A 14,517-nucleotide genomic window follows, 5' to 3' on the forward strand; every position below is an offset into this window, starting at 1 on the left:
GGCCCTCGCCGTGGACGGTCCCGCAGCTTGCCCGCGCCGGGTGCGGCAGGCGTCACGTCTGTGCGCGGGTTGATGCGGCGTTCACGCATGGCTGGGCTGTGTCGGAGCCCGCAGGCGCAGCACCAGCGCGCCCAGGGCGGCCAACACTGCCAAGACGGTCACGCCGGTCCAACCCGCCTGTGCGAGCAAGACATTGCCCAGCGCGGCTCCCATCGACATGCCGATGAAGGTGCAGGCCAGGAGCACGGCGTTGAGCCGACTGCGCGCGGCGGGGTTCAGCCCGTAGACGATGGTCTGGTGCGCGATCAGCGAGACCTGGATGCCCAGGTCGAAACCCACGGTGCTCGCGCCAATCAACCACAGCGCGTTCCCTGTGGACAGCGCTGGGACGAAGAGCATGGCAGCGAACGACAGGGCGGTGAGCGCCGCGCCGATCAGGCTGACCCGGGCCGGGCCATGCCGATCGGCGTAGCGTCCCGCCAGGGGCGCGACCAAGGCCCCCGCCGCGCCGGCCAGGCCGAATGCCCCTGCCGCGCTCGTCCCCAACTGATAAGGGGCGGCATGCAGCATCAGGGCCAAGGTGGACCAGAAGGCGCTGAAGGCCACCGAAAGCAGGCCCTGGGCCAAGGCCGCGCGCCGCAGTTCTGGGTATTGCCGCCACAGCTGCAGCAGCGAGGCGATGAGTTGGCCGTAGGGCAGACGGGAGGTTGGCGTGAAGCGCGGCAGCGCGCGCCACAGGGCCAGGCCCAGCAGCAGCACGACTGCCGCGGCAGCGGCGAACACCGCACGCCAGCCCCAGAGTTCGGCCACGAAGCCGCTGACCACCCGAGACAGCAGTATGCCCAGCAAGAGACCGGTCATGACCGTGCCGACGACCCGGCCACGCCGCGCATCGGGCGCGAGCGTGGCTGCAGCGGGCACGATGTCTTGCGCCAGGGTGGCCACCAGGCCCAGCGCCAGGCTGGCCACCAACAGTACGCCCAGCGTGGGCGCCAGGCTGGACAGCAGCAGGGCGGCGCCGAGCAACCCGGCCTTGACAACGATGACGCGCCGGCGGTCGTAGCGGTCGCCCAGCGGCGCGAGCAACAGGATGCCCAGGGCATAACCGAGCTGGGTCAGTGTGGGTACCCAGCCGACGGCCTCAGCCGAGGTCTGCAAATCGGCACCCAGGACACCGAGCAGGGGCTGGCTGTAATAAATGGAGGCCGCCGCCAGGCCGGCGCCCAGGGCCAGCAAGAAGACCAGGGCCGAGGAGAGACCGTCATCCTGTGTTGCATACGTTGATTGAATGGTATTCATCAGGGTTTTCCAGTTGTTTTTCGGAGTGCCATGATTTTTTACCTTAAATAAAAGTTTGGTTAGGGCCGATGTGGAAGATTGGTTATACGATTAACGTATGAATACGGTAGAAACTGCGCTGCCACCCGGCACCGACCGGATGCTGCTGATCGAAACCTTTGTGCGCATCGTCGAGGCCGGCAGTCTGTCGGCGGCAGCCGAGCAACTGGGCAGCACGCAACCCACCGTCAGCCGGCGCTTGCAGGCCCTGGAGCGCGCCATGGGCGTGCGCCTGCTGCAGCGCACCACCCACGCCATGCGCCTGACCGAGGACGGCCAGCGCTGCTACGCGCGGGCCAAGGACCTGATCTCCAGCTGGCAGGCTTTCGAGAGCGAAACCCGTGGTGCGGGCGAGGAGCCGGCCGGCACCCTGCGCGTGGTCGCCCCGCACGCCTTCGGGCAGCAGCAACTGGTCGAACCTCTGGCGGACTACCTGCGTCGTTACCCCAAGATGCGGGTGGAGTGGCTGCTGCATGACCGCATGCCCGACTTCATTGCCGAGGGCGTGGATTGCGCCATCCGCGTTGGGGGTGTGCAGGACCCTTCGGTGGTGGCCCTGCCCATGGGCGAGGTGCCTCGCATCGTGGTGGGCGCGCCATCTCTGTTCGAGGGGGCCTTGCCTACCCACCCGGCCGAACTGACTCGCCTGCCCTGGTTGGCGCTGCGCACCTTCTACCGCACCGAAATCAGCCTGACCCATGCAGGCTCAGCCGAGGTCGCCCGCATCGACATCCAGCCGCGCTTGTCCACCGATGGCCTCCACGCTTTGCGCACCGCCGCAGTGGAAGGGCTGGGCTTGGCGGTGGGCTCGGCGTGGGCCCTGCAGGAGGATCTGCGTGCCGGGCGGCTCCTGCATGTCGTACCACAGTGGCGGGCCGATCCGCTCCCGGTGCATCTGGTCTATCCGCAGGCGCGTCTGCATCCGGCTCGCCTGCGCAGTTTCATCGACATCATGCGTGTCAGCGGGCCGGCGGCGCTCAATCGGCTCCACGGCGGCTCGGTTGGGGGCGAGGCCATGGCGTGAGCGCGGGTGGGCCCAGCCAAGCATCAGGAGCACCTGAGGCCCGAGGCCTTCCAACTTGGCTAGGCCCCCGGGCGGTAGAAGGCGTCGAACAGGGCCAAGAGGCTTGGATGTTCTTGCGTGAAACGGGCCCGGTTCACGAAATACCCTTCGCTGGCCACGGCGAAGAACTCGGAGATGTGCTCTGCGCCGTAAGGGTCCAGCCAGGTTTCGGGCGCGCTGAAACGTTCGGCTTTGATGCACGCCTCCTTGAAGTCGTCGTACGCGGCTTGCAGCGTGTCTCGCCAGTGCGCGTGCGCGGCGCGCGGCGACAGGCCCAGGAAGTCTGGCGGCAGAGGCGGGCAGCCATCGGCTTCGCCATCGCGCAGGTCCAGCTTGTGCACGAATTCGTGAATCACCACGTTGTAGCCCTGGGCGATGGCCTCGGCGTCCGAGGCCGTGCGCACGTCCTGCCAACTGAGCATGACCGGACCCTCGGGCATGGCCTCGCCCGCCAGCTCTTCCTGGTACTCATGCACCACCCCATGTTCGTCCATCAAGGTGCGCGGCGCGACCACCCCCTCGGGCTGCACAACGATGGTCACGAAGTCGTCGTACCAGCGCAGGGGCAGGCTGCCCGCGCCGAAATGCAGCACGGGCAGGCAGGCCTGGACGGCAATCTGCGCGGCCATGGCGTCGGTGATCCGCAGGTCGTGCGCGCCGTGAAACTCCTTGTCTTCAAGGAAGAGCGCGCAAAGCTCGCGCAAACGCGCACGGTCGGCTACGCTGAGTTGTTGCAGCCAGGGGCAGGCGGCGAGGGCGTTTTGCCACAACGTGTCGGGCATGGGGCGGCGAGGGCGGCGCTCGGCCGCCGGGTTGAGGAGGCGCTTGAACAGGCGTTTGAGGAGAGAGCGGGGCCAGCCCATCTCAGCGTGCGTGCGTCGTGGCCAGGGCCTCGGCAAGCGGCAGTCGTTGCACCCGCGGTTCAGTCTCCCCCTGGGCCAGGCTCAGGCGCAGGACTTCGGCGCGCTCGTTCGCACCGTCCAGATGCCAGTCGCTGAGCACGATGCGCGTGAGCGGCCCTTGCGTGTCGTCGCCCGGTTCGCCCTCGACCCGGTGGTCGGCAGGCTGGTGCGTGTGCCCGTGGATCAGCGTGCCTGCCCGTGCAGTCCGTAGCCAAGCCAGGGTGAGCGCCGGGTCAGCGTCGGCATAGGTCTCGCTGGCGTGGCCCCCCTGGGTCGCGCTGGCCTGCTTGCGTGCCTCGCTTTGCGCGCGCAGGCCACGTGCGAAGGCGCGACGCTGGGCCAGGGGCTGGGCCAGAAAGCGCTGCTGCCATTCGGGGGCCCGCAACTGAGCGCGCAGGGCCTGGTAGTCGCGGTCGTCCAGGCAGAGAGCGTCGCCGTGGCTGAGCAGCCAGCGAGTCGGGAGCCCATGTGCCTGACCGAAGACCAGCACGGACGGATCGGCCAGCAGGCTCATGCCCGCGCGCTGCGCGGCTTGCGCACCCAAGAGGAAGTCCCGGTTGCCATGCAGAAAGTACAAGGCCCGCCCTTGCTTGGCGCTTGCTTGCAGGGCGGCGATGCAGTCGCGCTCGAACGCCGCTTCCTCGGCGGCGGAGTCACCCGCCGGTTCGTCCAGCGCATCGTCGCCGACCCAGACCTCGAACACATCACCCAGCAGGAAGATGGCGTCGGCCTGCGTGTGCGCCAGGTAGTGTTTCCAGGCCTGAACCGTCCGGGGTTCGCTGGCCTGCAGGTGCAGGTCGGAGATGAAATCAACGACTCGCCACTGCGCCGGCGCTGTGACCTCGGCGAGCGAAGGCGCGGGGATGTTCACGTCAGATCACAGGGCGGTGGCTTTTTCGATCACCACGTCTTCCTTGGGTACGTCGCCATGGAAGCCGCGCGTGCCGGTCTTGACGCCCGCGATCTTGTCCACCACGTCCTGGCCGGCGATCACCTTGCCGAAGACCGCGTAACCCCAGCCCTGGCCCGAGGGGGCCTTGTGGTTGAGGAATTCGTTGCTGGCGACGTTGATGAAGAACTGCGCCGTGGCCGAATGCGGGTCGTTCGTGCGCGCCATGGCAATGGTGTACTTGTCGTTCTTCAAGCCGTTGCTGGCTTCGTTTTCAATGGGCGGCTCGGTGGGTTTTTGGTTCATGCCCGGCGCGAAGCCGCCGCCCTGGATCATGAAGCCGGGAATGACGCGGTGGAAGACGGTACCGTTGTAGTGACCGCTCTTGACGTAGTCCAGGAAGTTCTCGACGGACTTGGGGGCTTTTTCGGCGTCAAGTTCCAGCTTGATGACGCCGTAGCCGGTGATGGTGAGTTCGACTTGAGGGTGGCTCATGGAGGTCTTTCCTTTGGTTTTGTTGACAGGGCTGGCGGGCTTGACGGACGGGGTCTGTGCCCAGACCGCCTGCGAGGCGAGGCCGGCGCCGAGGGTGAGGGCGCAGGTCCAGGTGAGGAGTTGGCGCAAGACGGGGCGACGCGGGTTCATCCAAGGCTTCCTTCAAAAATGATCTTCCATTCCTCGCCCTGGCGGCTCCAGTACTGGCGCTTGAGCTGAGCCTTGGGCGCTCCGGGGCGTGCATCCTGGCCGGGGGCGGCGGTTTCTTCGAAGGTGACGATCATGGTGTCATCCTCGTCCGTCCAGCGCAGGTAGGAGAGATTTTGCAGCGCGATCGCGCGGCCAGCGTCGCGCGCGAGTTCGACGCGCAGCACCAGTTCCCATTCGCGCAGCGTGCGGCCGCGAAAACCGGTGAAGTCCTCGGCGTAGAAGCGCAGCATCTGCTGCAGGTCGCCGCTGGTCTTGGCCTGGCGCCAGGCGGTCAGCACCGCCTCGAATGATTGACGCTCGGCTTGCAGCTGCGGCGGCTGCGCCCACTCCAGGCGCGAGGCGATGACCACCGGCGTGGTGCTCGGAGCCACCGTACGCAGCACATGCTCCAGGTCGGGGTCGGACAGCACCACGCAGCCGTTGGTGGCCAAGGGTGCGCGCGAGAACTGGTTGGGCGGCGTGCCATGCAGCCAGATGCCACTGCCGGTTTTGCCGCGTCGTCGGTCCAGGATGTTGGGGTAGTTGATGGGCAGGGCGCCGGCGCCGTAGAAGTTGGGCAAGGCGCGCTTGTTCAAGCGGTGTAGCGTGAAGTACACCCCCAGGGGCGTGCGCGCGTCGCCTTCCACGGTCTTTTCGATGCCGTACTTGCCGACCGAAACGTAATAGTCGGCGATCAGGCGCAGCCGGGCGCCCTCGTTCGGCAAGGCCTGGTTCTCGAACAGGTAGAGCCGCGCGCGCGAGGCATCGACCGCGATCGCATGTCGCACGTTCGGCGCCAGCGCCAGGAACTGCGTGGGAATGGCGCCCGCGGGCGGACGCTCGCGCAGCGCGGCCAGGCGCATGTCGGATTCATGGCGCAGCTCGGCCAGGGCCTGCGCGCCCACGCCCGTGCTCATCAGCAGCTCGGGGGCGTTGCCCAAGCCGTTCAGCGCCTGGGCCTGGGCCAGGAGCAGATCGCCATAGACCAGCTGGGCCAGTTGGAAGTTCGGATGGTCCTGGGCGAGCAGGCGTGCGGCTTCGCGGGCCTCGCCCAGCCGTCCCGTGCCCACGAGGCGGTAGATCTCGACCAGCCGCGCTTCGGGTGAAAGCTGCGAACCGGCGGAGGCCAGCACCAATGCCGGGGCAATCGAGGCCACGGTCTGGACCGCCCCAGCTTGTGAGCGCGCCTGCTGCGGCATGGAGAGCCCCAAGGCGGCCAGCAGCATCAGTGCGATCTGGGGCCATACGCGGGACAGTGAGCGGGGCAGTGTAGGGACGGCACGCTTCATGATGTTCCTTGCACGCGGGTGGGCCGGCCGTTCAATTGCCTGCGCTTTCCCGGACGATCAACCAGCGGTCGGCCGTGCGGGTCAGCTCCAGGGTCTTGCCGTTGACGACGGCCAGTGTGTCGGCCTTGTAGTCTTGCAGAAATCGGGCGACCGCGCGTGAACCGGACACCGTGATGCGCAGATTCTGGATGTCCACGGTGATCTGCTTTTTGCCCACGATGCGCGCGCGTCGACCTTGTTCCCAGGCCGACCGGCTTTGTCCGCCGGTGTCAAAGTCAGCCGCGTAGGCGGCGAGGTAACGGCCCATGTCGCGGTCCGACCAGGCCTGCGCCCAGGCGCGCACGGCCTGGCCAACGGCATCCTCTTCGCTCGCACTGGCGCTGGCGTTCGCGTTGGGCGTCGCCGGGACGGAGGCGGCGGTTTGTGGCGGGGCGGGGGGGGCGACCGCAGCGGCGGGCGGCGCTGCTGGTGTCGGGGCCGGCGTGGGCGAGGCGGTAACGGGCGCAGGTGTTGCCGCCACCGCGGGGGGCAGGGGCGTCACGGGTGTGGGGGCCGCTGCAGCTGCCTGGGGCGCGGTGGCGGCGGAAGAAACAGGCGGGCCGGATGGCGCGGGCGGTGTGGACGGTGAGGCCGCGACCATCACCGGCGGCGCGGGGGTAGGCGCGGGGGCCGGCAGCGGCGCGGCTGGCAGTTCGCGGACTTCACGCAGCAAGGCCAATTGCATGGGCTGCTGCAGCGACAGCTTCAGCGCGTCGTTGGCGGCCTGTTGTTGCGGACTGGGCTTGGCATTGGGCACGGCGCCCTCGGCGTCGATCAGTAGGGCGCGGCTATACGCTTGGCTCGCCAAGCGGGCGTAGACCGCGCCCAGGTTGCCGTAGGCCGTGGCGTAGCTGGGGTGGGTGTGCAGGGCTTTTTCCAGTGCCACGCGGGCCTGTTCGAATTGACCCTGCGCCGCGTGAATCGCAGCCAGGTTGTTCCAGGCTTCCGGCATCTTGGGGTGGTCGATGGTCAATTGCGTGAAGGTGGCCTGGGCTTCACGCAGCTGACCGCTCTCGCGCTGGATCACGCCTTTGTACAGCAGCAGCTGAGCATCTTTGGGGCGAGATTGCAGCTGCTGGTCCACCGCGCTGCGTGCCTGCGCCCATTGCCCGGCGGTGATAAGGGCGGGGATGTCCGCCCCGGTGCCCTGTGCCTGGACTGCGGACCAGCCTAGGCCACAGGCCAGGACCAGCGTGACCAGCAAGCGCCCGCTCCAGTGTGAGGGCGCGGACGGAATGGCGCAGGTGATACGGCGGTGTGTAGGCATGGCAATGCGACGGATCGTTGTTCGTGGTTGTTTTTACGGGCACTGCAAGCCGAGGGCCTGAACGCGGGCCCGCAGTGCATCGTTGCGCGCGTTGCTCTTCAGTGCTTGGCAATAGGCTTGCTCGGCCAGGCGCAGTTGCAGATCACCCAGGTTCTCGAGCGCGGTCGCGTAATCGGGACGGGCGCGGATGGCACGTTCCAGGGAAAGCCGGGCCTGTTCGTAGTCACCGCGCGCGGCGTACAGCGAGGCCAGGGCGTTGTGCGGTTCCGGCAGTTCAGGGTATTCGGTGATGAGCCGGGTGAAAGTTTCCATCGCCGCGTCCGGCTTGCCGCTGGCGCGCTGCACCAGGCCCAGCAGGTAGCGCATCTGCGGGTCGCGGGGCTTGCCCTGCAGATAGCGCTCGGCTTGAACCTGGGCCTCGGCATGGCGTCCGGCGCGCAGCTTTTGGTTGACTTCGTCGTAGGCATCGGCGCGCGCCGGGGCCGGAGCGAGCGCCAGCGTCAGGCCGATGCACAGGCCCATGAGCAGGCCGATCAGGGGGGGGCGCGAGGCGTGAACGGCGGAATGCAGCACGGAGGACAGGGAAAACACGAGGTTGGGCACGAAGTAGGCAAGGGGGCTGGACGGTGCCATCGCGATTCGCGGCTCGGGCCTGGAAAATCATGCGCTGCGCCGCCGTGCCGGGGCTTTATACTGCCGGCCATTGTAGTGCCGCGCATCCGCGCTGCGCTTCCCCACTCCCCCCGATTGAGCCGGCACAGCTTCACGCAGTCTCTATGTGAAGCGCAGCGCCGGTTTTTTTGATTGCGCCCATGACTCTCCGCATCTACAACACGCTGTCGCGTGCGCTGGAGCCTTTTGCCTCGCTGGAACCTGGCCATGTCCGCATGTATGTGTGCGGCATGACGGTCTATGACTTTTGCCATCTGGGGCATGCGCGCGCCATGGTGGCGTTCGACGTGGTGCAGCGCTGGCTCCAGGCCAGCGGCTGGCGCGTCACCTATGTGCGCAACATCACCGACATCGACGACAAGATCATCCAGCGCGCGCTCAAGAACGGCGAAACCATCCGCAGTCTGACCGATCGCATGATCGCGGCCCTGCATCAGGACGCGGACGCCCTGGGCATCGAGCGGCCCACCCATGAGCCGCGCGCCATGGACTACGTGCCCCAAATGCTGGGCCTGATCGGCCAGCTGGAGCGCCAGGGCCTGGCCTACCCCTCGCCGAATGGCGATGTGAATTACGCCGTGCGCAAGTTCCCGGGTTACGGCAAGCTGTCGGGCAAGTCGCTGGACGAACTGCGCGCGGGTGAGCGCGTGGCCGTGGCCGACGGCAAGCAGGATCCGCTGGACTTCGTGCTTTGGAAGTCCGCCAAGGCGGACGAGCCCGCCGAAGCCCAGTGGCAGAGTCCCTACGGCCTGGGTCGCCCCGGCTGGCACATCGAATGCTCGGCCATGAGCTGCGCCCTGCTGGGCGAGAGTTTCGACATCCACGGCGGTGGGGCGGATCTACAGTTTCCCCACCACGAAAACGAAATCGCCCAGAGCGAAGGCGCCAAGATCGGCACGCCCCAGCAAGGCCAGGCCATGGCGCGCTACTGGATGCACAACGGTTTCGTGCGCGTGGACAACGAAAAGATGTCCAAGAGCCTGGGCAACTTCTTCACCATCCGCGAAGTCCTGGAGAAGTACGACGCCCAAACGGTGCGCTTCTTCATCCTGCGCGCGCATTACCGCAGCCCGCTGAACTACAGCGACGCGCACCTGGATGACGCCCGCAGCGCCTTGAAGCGGCTGTACACCGCCTTGCAAGCCACGCCACCCGCGCCCATGGCACCGCAGACGGTGGACTGGACGGAGGGCCATGCGGCCCGCTTCAAGGCCGCGATGGACGAGGACTTCGGCACGCCCGAAGCGGTCGCCGTGCTGTTCGACCTGGCCAGCGAGGTCAATAAGACAGGCTCGGCCCGCCTCGCGGCGTTGTTGAAGGCGCTCGGCGGTTGCCTGGGGCTGCTGCAGGAGGACCCGGCCGCCTTTCTGCAGTCTGGCGCCCGCACCGCGCTGGATGGCGGCGCCATCGAAACCTTGATCGCACAGCGCGCCGCCGCCAAGGCCGCGAAGAACTACGCCGAGGCCGATCGCATCCGGCAGGAACTTCTGGCCCAAGGCATCGTGCTCAAAGATTCACCCACCGGAACGACTTGGGAGGTGGCGGCATGAGCGCCGCGCCCAAGGCCAAGCAGATCGACGAGCCGGATACCCACAATAAATCCGCCTCGGCCTTCGCGTCCTCGGTGGCGGCTACCACGGGTTCCGAAGCGGTGCAAATCGCCACGCCGGTCTATTGGGACGAGGCCTGCAAGCACCTGATGAAGAAGGACCGGGTGATGAAGCGCATCATCCCCCAGCATGGTGGCGCTTGTCTGGAGACACGCGGCGACGCCTTCGTCACGCTGGCACGCAGCATCGTGGGTCAGCAGATTTCGGTCAAGGCCGCACAGTCCGTGTGGGAACGCTTCGCGGCGCTGCCCCGGCGCATGACGCCGGGCAATGTGCTCAAGCTGAAGGTGGACGACATGCGCGCTGCCGGTCTGTCAGCCCGCAAGGTGGAGTACCTGGTGGACTTGGCGCTGCATTTCGACAGCGGCGCCATCCGTGTCGCGGACTGGAAGGCAATGGACGACGAAGCCATCATTGCCGAGCTGGTGGGCATCCGGGGCATCGGCCGCTGGACGGCGGAAATGTTCCTGATTTTTCACCTGATGCGACCGAACGTGCTGCCGTTGGACGATATCGGATTGCTCAACGGTATCAGTCGTAACTATTTCTCCGGCGAGGCGGTCAGCCGCAGCGACGCCCGGGAGGTGGCCGCAGCCTGGGCCCCGTTCTGCAGCGTGGCGACTTGGTATATTTGGCGCTCTCTCGACCCCCTGCCCGTGGCCTACTGACGGACCGCCGTCACCATGCCCTGGTGGGTCGATGATTTGAACAACAACCCGAACCGGAAATCGAAACGAAAGCGCGTGCGGCCTGTCCCGGTGGCTGTGGCTGACGCGTCCGTTCTTATTGGAGGTCACAGATGGCCAAGAAAACATTCCTCGACTTCGAGCAACCGATCGCCGAACTCGAAGCCAAGATCGAAGAGCTGCGCTACGTGCAGACCGAGTCCGCCGTGGACATCAGCGCGGAAATCGAGCAACTGGGCAAGAAGAGCTTGCAGCTGACCAAAGACGTCTACAGCGACCTCAACGCCTGGCAGGTCACCAAGATCGCCCGCCATCCCGAGCGTCCCTACACGCTGGACTACGTGAACGAGATCTTCACCGACTTCGTCGAGATGCACGGTGACCGCCATTTCGCGGACGACCTCTCCATCGTCGGTGGTCTGGCCCGCTTCAACGGCACGCCCTGCATGGTGCTCGGCCAGCAGAAGGGCCGTGATACCAAGGAGCGTGGCCTGCGCAACTTCGGCATGAGCAAGCCCGAGGGCTACCGCAAGGCCCTGCGTCTGATGAAAACGGCCGAGAAATTCGGCCTGCCGGTCTTCACCTTCGTCGACACGCCCGGCGCCTACCCTGGCATCGATGCCGAGGAGCGTGGCCAGTCCGAGGCCATCGGTCGCAACATCTTCGAGATGGCGCAGCTCGAAGTGCCCATCATCACCACCATCATCGGCGAGGGTGGCTCTGGCGGCGCGCTGGCCATCTCGGTGGCTGACCAGGTGTTGATGCTGCAGTACTCGGTTTACTCCGTCATCAGCCCCGAAGGCTGTGCCTCCATCCTTTGGAAGACGGCCGAGCGCGCCGAGGAAGCAGCCGAGGCCCTGGGCATCACCGCGCACCGCCTCAAGGCCCTGGGTCTGGTCGACAAGATCGTGAATGAGCCGGTGGGCGGCGCGCACCGCGACCCCAAGCAGATGGCGGCTTTCCTGAAGCGCGCGCTGGTTGAGTCCTACCGTCAGGTGGCCGACCTCAAGGTCAAGGAACTGCTGGACCGCCGTTACGAGCGCCTGCAGAGCTATGGCCGCTACACCGACACCAAGAGCGCCAAGTAATCCTCCCGGCGCGGCGCCTGCTTTCACGCGGGCCATCGCGCGTTTCCAGCCGGGCCTGCCCCTGGCCGTGGCTTTCAGTGGCGGCGCCGATTCCACGGCCTTGCTGCTCGCTTGCGCCGAACGCTGGCCGGGCCAGGTGCAGGCCCTCCACGTGCACCACGGCTTGCAAGCGGCGGCCGATGGGTTCGATGCGCAGGCACGCAGCACTTGCACAGAACTGAACATCCCCCTGCATGTGCTGCGCGTGGACGCGCGCCACGCATCCGGCCAGAGCCCTGAAGACGCCGCGCGCGGCGCGCGTTACGCGGCCTTGCGCGAAGCGGCCCTGACAGCCGGGGTGCGCGATGTCGCCCTGGCCCAGCATGCCGACGACCAGGTGGAGACCTTGCTGCTCGCGCTGTCACGCGGCGCTGGCCTGCCGGGGCTGGCTTCCATGCCCGAAGCCTGGGAGCGTGGTGGACTGCGTTGGCACCGTCCTCTGCTGGAGGTGCCCGGCGCCGAACTGCGCGCCTGGTTGCACGCGTGCGGTCTGAAGGCGGGCGAGGGCTGGGTCGAAGACCCCAGCAACGCCGACGAACGCTACACCCGCAACCGCATCCGCGCCCGCCTGTTGCCCGTGCTGGGCGAGGTGTTTCCCCAGTTCCGTGCCACCTTCGCGCGCAGCGCCGCGCATGCGGCGCAAGCCCAGCGACTGTTGGAGCAACTGGCCGCGCAGGACATGAAGACCACCGGGGTTGGTTCTGCTCCCGAGCAAGGCCCACGCATTGCCGCGCTGCGCGCCCTGAGCCGCGACCGGCAGGCCAATTTGCTGCGCCACTGGTTGCGGCAGGCGCATGTGGCGGACGACCCGCGGAGCGGCTCTGCCAACGCGAGCGCAGCCCAACTGGAGGAACTGCTGGACCAGATTGCCGCCTGCGCCACGCGCGGCCACCACATCCAGCTCAAGGTGGGCGCGGGCCGGGTGGAGCGTCGGGGCGAGATTCTGGCTTGGTACAATCGCCCGGCTTGACCTCTTCGTGTGCCCCGTGCCTTTGTGCATGCGCGGCGCCAGGGCAGGCCGGACACCCCTCTCAACACTTCTTGACGAACACGGGCTGTTGCGTTTCGCGGCGGCCCATTCTTTTTCAATGGCACTGATCGTTCACAAATACGGCGGCACGTCCATGGGCTCGACCGAGCGCATCCGCAACGTCGCCAAGCGTGTGGCCAAGTGGGCGCGCGCCGGTCATCAAATGGTGGTGGTGCCCAGCGCCATGAGCGGCGAGACCAACCGCCTGCTCGGCCTGGCCAAGGAACTGGCGCCCGCCAAGACCAATGACGCCTACGGTCGTGAACTCGACATGCTGGCCGCCACCGGCGAACAGGCGTCTTCCGCCCTGCTGGCCATCGCGCTGCAGGCCGAGGGGCTGCAGGCCGTGAGCTACGCCGGCTGGCAGGTGCCGATCAAGACCGACAGCGCCTACACCAAGGCCCGCATCGAAAGCATCGACGACCAGCGCGTGCGCGCCGATCTGGCCGCCGGCAAGGTGGTCATCATCACCGGCTTCCAGGGCATTGACGGCCTGGGCCACGTCACCACGCTGGGCCGGGGCGGCAGCGATACCTCGGCCGTGGCCGTGGCCGCCGCGCTCAAGGCCGCAGAGTGCCTGATCTACACCGACGTGGACGGCGTCTACACCACCGACCCGCGCATCGTGCCCGAGGCGCGTCGTCTGCACACCGTGAGCTTCGAGGAAATGCTCGAGATGGCCTCCATGGGCTCCAAGGTGCTGCAAATCCGCTCGGTCGAGTTCGCGGGCAAGTACAAGGTACCGCTGCGCGTGCTCTCCAGCTTCACCCCCTGGGACATCGACCTCAACGAAGAAGCCAAGTCCGGCACGTTGATCACTTTCGAGGAAGACGAACACATGGAACAAGCCGTTGTTTCCGGCATCGCGTTCAACCGCGACGAGGCCAAGATCTCCATCCTGGGCGTGCCCGACAAACCGGGCATCGCCTACCAGATCCTGGGCGCCGTGGCCGACGCCAACATCGAAGTGGACGTCATCATCCAGAACATCGCCAAGGACGGCAAGACGGACTTCAGCTTCACCGTCAACCGCAACGACTACGCCAAGGCCATCGACCTGCTCAAGGACAAAGTGCTGCCGACGCTGGGCGCCGCCGAAGTGCAGGGCGACACCAAGATCTGCAAGGTCAGCATCGTCGGCATCGGCATGCGCAGCCACGTGGGCATCGCCAGCAAGATGTTCCGCTCGCTCAGCGAGGAAGGCATCAACATCCAGATGATCTCCACCAGCGAAATCAAGACCTCCGTCGTGATCGACGAGAAGTACATGGAACTGGCCGTGCGCGCCTTGCACAAGGCCTTCGACCTGGACCAGCCCGCCGCCTGAAACGGCCCCCGCGCCGTCCTGTTTTTTAGCCGGACGGCGCGGTGATTCATGCGATAATCCCGCGCATCCTTTGGAGACGTGACCGAGAGGCCGAAGGTGCTCCCCTGCTAAGGGAGTATGTGAGCTAAAACTTGCATCGAGGGTTCGAATCCCTCCGTCTCCGCCAAGAACAAGCCCCGCCCTGTGCGGGGCTTCGTTTTTTCCGAGGTCTGGTTTCATGCCCCTCTAGAATGCCCGCCCAGGGACACCGCATGACGCCAGAACAGAAAGCCAGGCTACGCATCGACGAACTGCTCGCGCAAGCGGGCTGGTTGGTCTGCAACCTGGCGGATGCCGACATCCATGCCGATCCTGGGCAGGTCAAGGGCGTCGCCATCCGCGAATTCCCCCTCAATGCCGGTTATGGCTACGCGGACTACCTGCTGTATGTGAACGGTAAGGCCTGCGGCGTGATCGAGGCCAAGAAGAAGGAGGCGGTAACGCTGACGGGCGTTGAGCTGCAATCGGTGCTATTCGTCTCGATGTCCGGCTTCAGCTCCGTGGCGATATCTCGAGCCTCAAAGTTGCGAACTTCTTATTGCGACAGGGAGTGAA

14 protein-coding genes and 1 tRNA gene are annotated in these 14,517 nt (G+C 66.6%); 8 read left to right on the forward strand and 7 right to left on the reverse strand.

Annotation, left to right across the window (positions count from 1 at the left end):
* Positions 1 to 81: 81 nt before the first annotated feature.
* A complete protein-coding gene (locus AZ34_RS07255) occupies positions 82 to 1,299 on the reverse strand; it encodes an MFS transporter (protein WP_035606504.1) in 1,218 nt (405 codons plus the stop codon).
* A 97-nt stretch (positions 1,300 to 1,396) separates the two neighbouring features.
* Here AZ34_RS07255 and AZ34_RS07260 point away from each other — a divergent pair, with 97 nt between their 5' ends.
* Positions 1,397 to 2,362 carry a LysR family transcriptional regulator gene (locus AZ34_RS07260; RefSeq protein WP_035606507.1) on the forward strand — a complete coding sequence of 322 codons (966 nt, stop codon included), beginning with the start codon at positions 1,397 to 1,399 and terminating at the stop codon, positions 2,360 to 2,362.
* A gap of 59 nt (positions 2,363 to 2,421) precedes the next feature.
* On the opposite strand, the gene AZ34_RS07265 is transcribed toward AZ34_RS07260, so the two are convergent.
* The 6 genes from AZ34_RS07265 to AZ34_RS07290 form a co-directional block, all read right to left on the reverse strand.
* Positions 2,422 to 3,264, reverse strand: coding sequence for a zinc-dependent peptidase (locus AZ34_RS07265; RefSeq protein ID WP_035606510.1), 843 nt, complete (start codon positions 3,262 to 3,264; stop codon positions 2,422 to 2,424).
* A gap of 1 nt (position 3,265) precedes the next feature.
* Entirely contained in the window at positions 3,266 to 4,174 is a 909-nt protein-coding gene (locus AZ34_RS07270; protein WP_035606513.1) for a UDP-2,3-diacylglucosamine diphosphatase, read from the reverse strand.
* A 6-nt stretch (positions 4,175 to 4,180) separates the two neighbouring features.
* Positions 4,181 to 4,687 carry a peptidylprolyl isomerase gene (locus AZ34_RS07275; protein WP_035611132.1) on the reverse strand — a complete coding sequence of 169 codons (507 nt, stop codon included), beginning with the start codon at positions 4,685 to 4,687 and terminating at the stop codon, positions 4,181 to 4,183.
* 146 nt (positions 4,688 to 4,833) lie between these two features.
* Positions 4,834 to 6,165: a L,D-transpeptidase family protein gene (locus tag AZ34_RS07280; protein ID WP_035606516.1), complete on the reverse strand. Its 1,332-nt coding sequence runs from the start codon at positions 6,163 to 6,165 to the stop codon at positions 4,834 to 4,836.
* A 31-nt stretch (positions 6,166 to 6,196) separates the two neighbouring features.
* The gene (locus tag AZ34_RS07285) at positions 6,197 to 7,471 is read right to left on the reverse strand and encodes a tetratricopeptide repeat protein (protein ID WP_081767121.1); all 1,275 of its coding nucleotides are present in this window, start codon (positions 7,469 to 7,471) and stop codon (positions 6,197 to 6,199) included.
* A gap of 33 nt (positions 7,472 to 7,504) precedes the next feature.
* Positions 7,505 to 8,104 carry a tetratricopeptide repeat protein gene (locus tag AZ34_RS07290; protein WP_035606519.1) on the reverse strand — a complete coding sequence of 200 codons (600 nt, stop codon included), beginning with the start codon at positions 8,102 to 8,104 and terminating at the stop codon, positions 7,505 to 7,507.
* 179 nt (positions 8,105 to 8,283) lie between these two features.
* On the opposite strand from AZ34_RS07290, the gene cysS reads away from it, so the two are divergent.
* The 7 genes from cysS (at position 8,284) to AZ34_RS07325 (ending at position 14,516) form a co-directional block, all read left to right on the forward strand.
* The gene (gene cysS / locus AZ34_RS07295; protein ID WP_035606522.1) at positions 8,284 to 9,693 is read left to right on the forward strand and encodes a cysteine--tRNA ligase; all 1,410 of its coding nucleotides are present in this window, start codon (positions 8,284 to 8,286) and stop codon (positions 9,691 to 9,693) included.
* Positions 9,690 to 10,421 (forward strand): DNA-3-methyladenine glycosylase family protein, encoded by a 732-nt coding sequence (locus tag AZ34_RS07300; protein ID WP_231495481.1) that lies wholly within the window; start codon positions 9,690 to 9,692, stop codon positions 10,419 to 10,421. The genes cysS and AZ34_RS07300 overlap by 4 nt, the downstream gene beginning before the upstream one ends.
* Before the next feature lie 131 nt (positions 10,422 to 10,552).
* Positions 10,553 to 11,527 (forward strand): acetyl-CoA carboxylase carboxyltransferase subunit alpha, encoded by a 975-nt coding sequence (locus AZ34_RS07305; RefSeq protein ID WP_035606525.1) that lies wholly within the window; start codon positions 10,553 to 10,555, stop codon positions 11,525 to 11,527.
* Entirely contained in the window at positions 11,493 to 12,536 is a 1,044-nt protein-coding gene (tilS, locus tag AZ34_RS07310) for a tRNA lysidine(34) synthetase TilS (RefSeq protein WP_051509600.1), read from the forward strand. Before AZ34_RS07305 ends, tilS begins: the two co-directional genes overlap by 35 nt.
* A 118-nt stretch (positions 12,537 to 12,654) precedes the next feature.
* Positions 12,655 to 13,923: an aspartate kinase gene (locus AZ34_RS07315; RefSeq protein ID WP_035606528.1), complete on the forward strand. Its 1,269-nt coding sequence runs from the start codon at positions 12,655 to 12,657 to the stop codon at positions 13,921 to 13,923.
* 72 nt (positions 13,924 to 13,995) lie between these two features.
* Positions 13,996 to 14,089: transfer RNA gene (locus AZ34_RS07320), tRNA-Ser, on the forward strand.
* An 85-nt stretch (positions 14,090 to 14,174) separates the two neighbouring features.
* The gene (locus AZ34_RS07325; RefSeq protein WP_035606531.1) at positions 14,175 to 14,516 is read left to right on the forward strand and encodes a hypothetical protein; all 342 of its coding nucleotides are present in this window, start codon (positions 14,175 to 14,177) and stop codon (positions 14,514 to 14,516) included.
* Position 14,517: the final 1 nt, after the last annotated feature.

Source organism: Hylemonella gracilis str. Niagara R, assembly GCF_000600295.1.
GTDB lineage: Bacteria > Pseudomonadota > Gammaproteobacteria > Burkholderiales > Burkholderiaceae_C > Hylemonella > Hylemonella gracilis_A.

Bases quoted from the DNA above. Each gene is read 5' to 3' on its own strand.
- AZ34_RS07260 (WP_035606507.1), top strand. From the start codon at position 1,397: ATGAATACGGTAGAAACTGCGCTGCCACCCGGCACCGACCGGATGCTG.
- AZ34_RS07305 (WP_035606525.1), top strand. From the start codon at position 10,553: ATGGCCAAGAAAACATTCCTCGACTTCGAGCAACCGATCGCCGAACTC.
- AZ34_RS07300 (WP_231495481.1), top strand. From the start codon at position 9,690: ATGAGCGCCGCGCCCAAGGCCAAGCAGATCGACGAGCCGGATACCCAC.
- AZ34_RS07280 (WP_035606516.1), bottom strand. From the start codon at position 6,165: ATGAAGCGTGCCGTCCCTACACTGCCCCGCTCACTGTCCCGCGTATGG.
- tilS (WP_051509600.1), top strand. From the start codon at position 11,493: ATGGCCGCTACACCGACACCAAGAGCGCCAAGTAATCCTCCCGGCGCG.
- AZ34_RS07275 (WP_035611132.1), bottom strand. From the start codon at position 4,687: ATGAGCCACCCTCAAGTCGAACTCACCATCACCGGCTACGGCGTCATC.
- cysS (WP_035606522.1), top strand. From the start codon at position 8,284: ATGACTCTCCGCATCTACAACACGCTGTCGCGTGCGCTGGAGCCTTTT.
- AZ34_RS07325 (WP_035606531.1), top strand. From the start codon at position 14,175: ATGACGCCAGAACAGAAAGCCAGGCTACGCATCGACGAACTGCTCGCG.
- AZ34_RS07290 (WP_035606519.1), bottom strand. From the start codon at position 8,104: ATGGCACCGTCCAGCCCCCTTGCCTACTTCGTGCCCAACCTCGTGTTT.
- AZ34_RS07265 (WP_035606510.1), bottom strand. From the start codon at position 3,264: ATGGGCTGGCCCCGCTCTCTCCTCAAACGCCTGTTCAAGCGCCTCCTC.
- AZ34_RS07285 (WP_081767121.1), bottom strand. From the start codon at position 7,471: ATGCCTACACACCGCCGTATCACCTGCGCCATTCCGTCCGCGCCCTCA.
- AZ34_RS07255 (WP_035606504.1), bottom strand. From the start codon at position 1,299: ATGAATACCATTCAATCAACGTATGCAACACAGGATGACGGTCTCTCC.
- AZ34_RS07315 (WP_035606528.1), top strand. From the start codon at position 12,655: ATGGCACTGATCGTTCACAAATACGGCGGCACGTCCATGGGCTCGACC.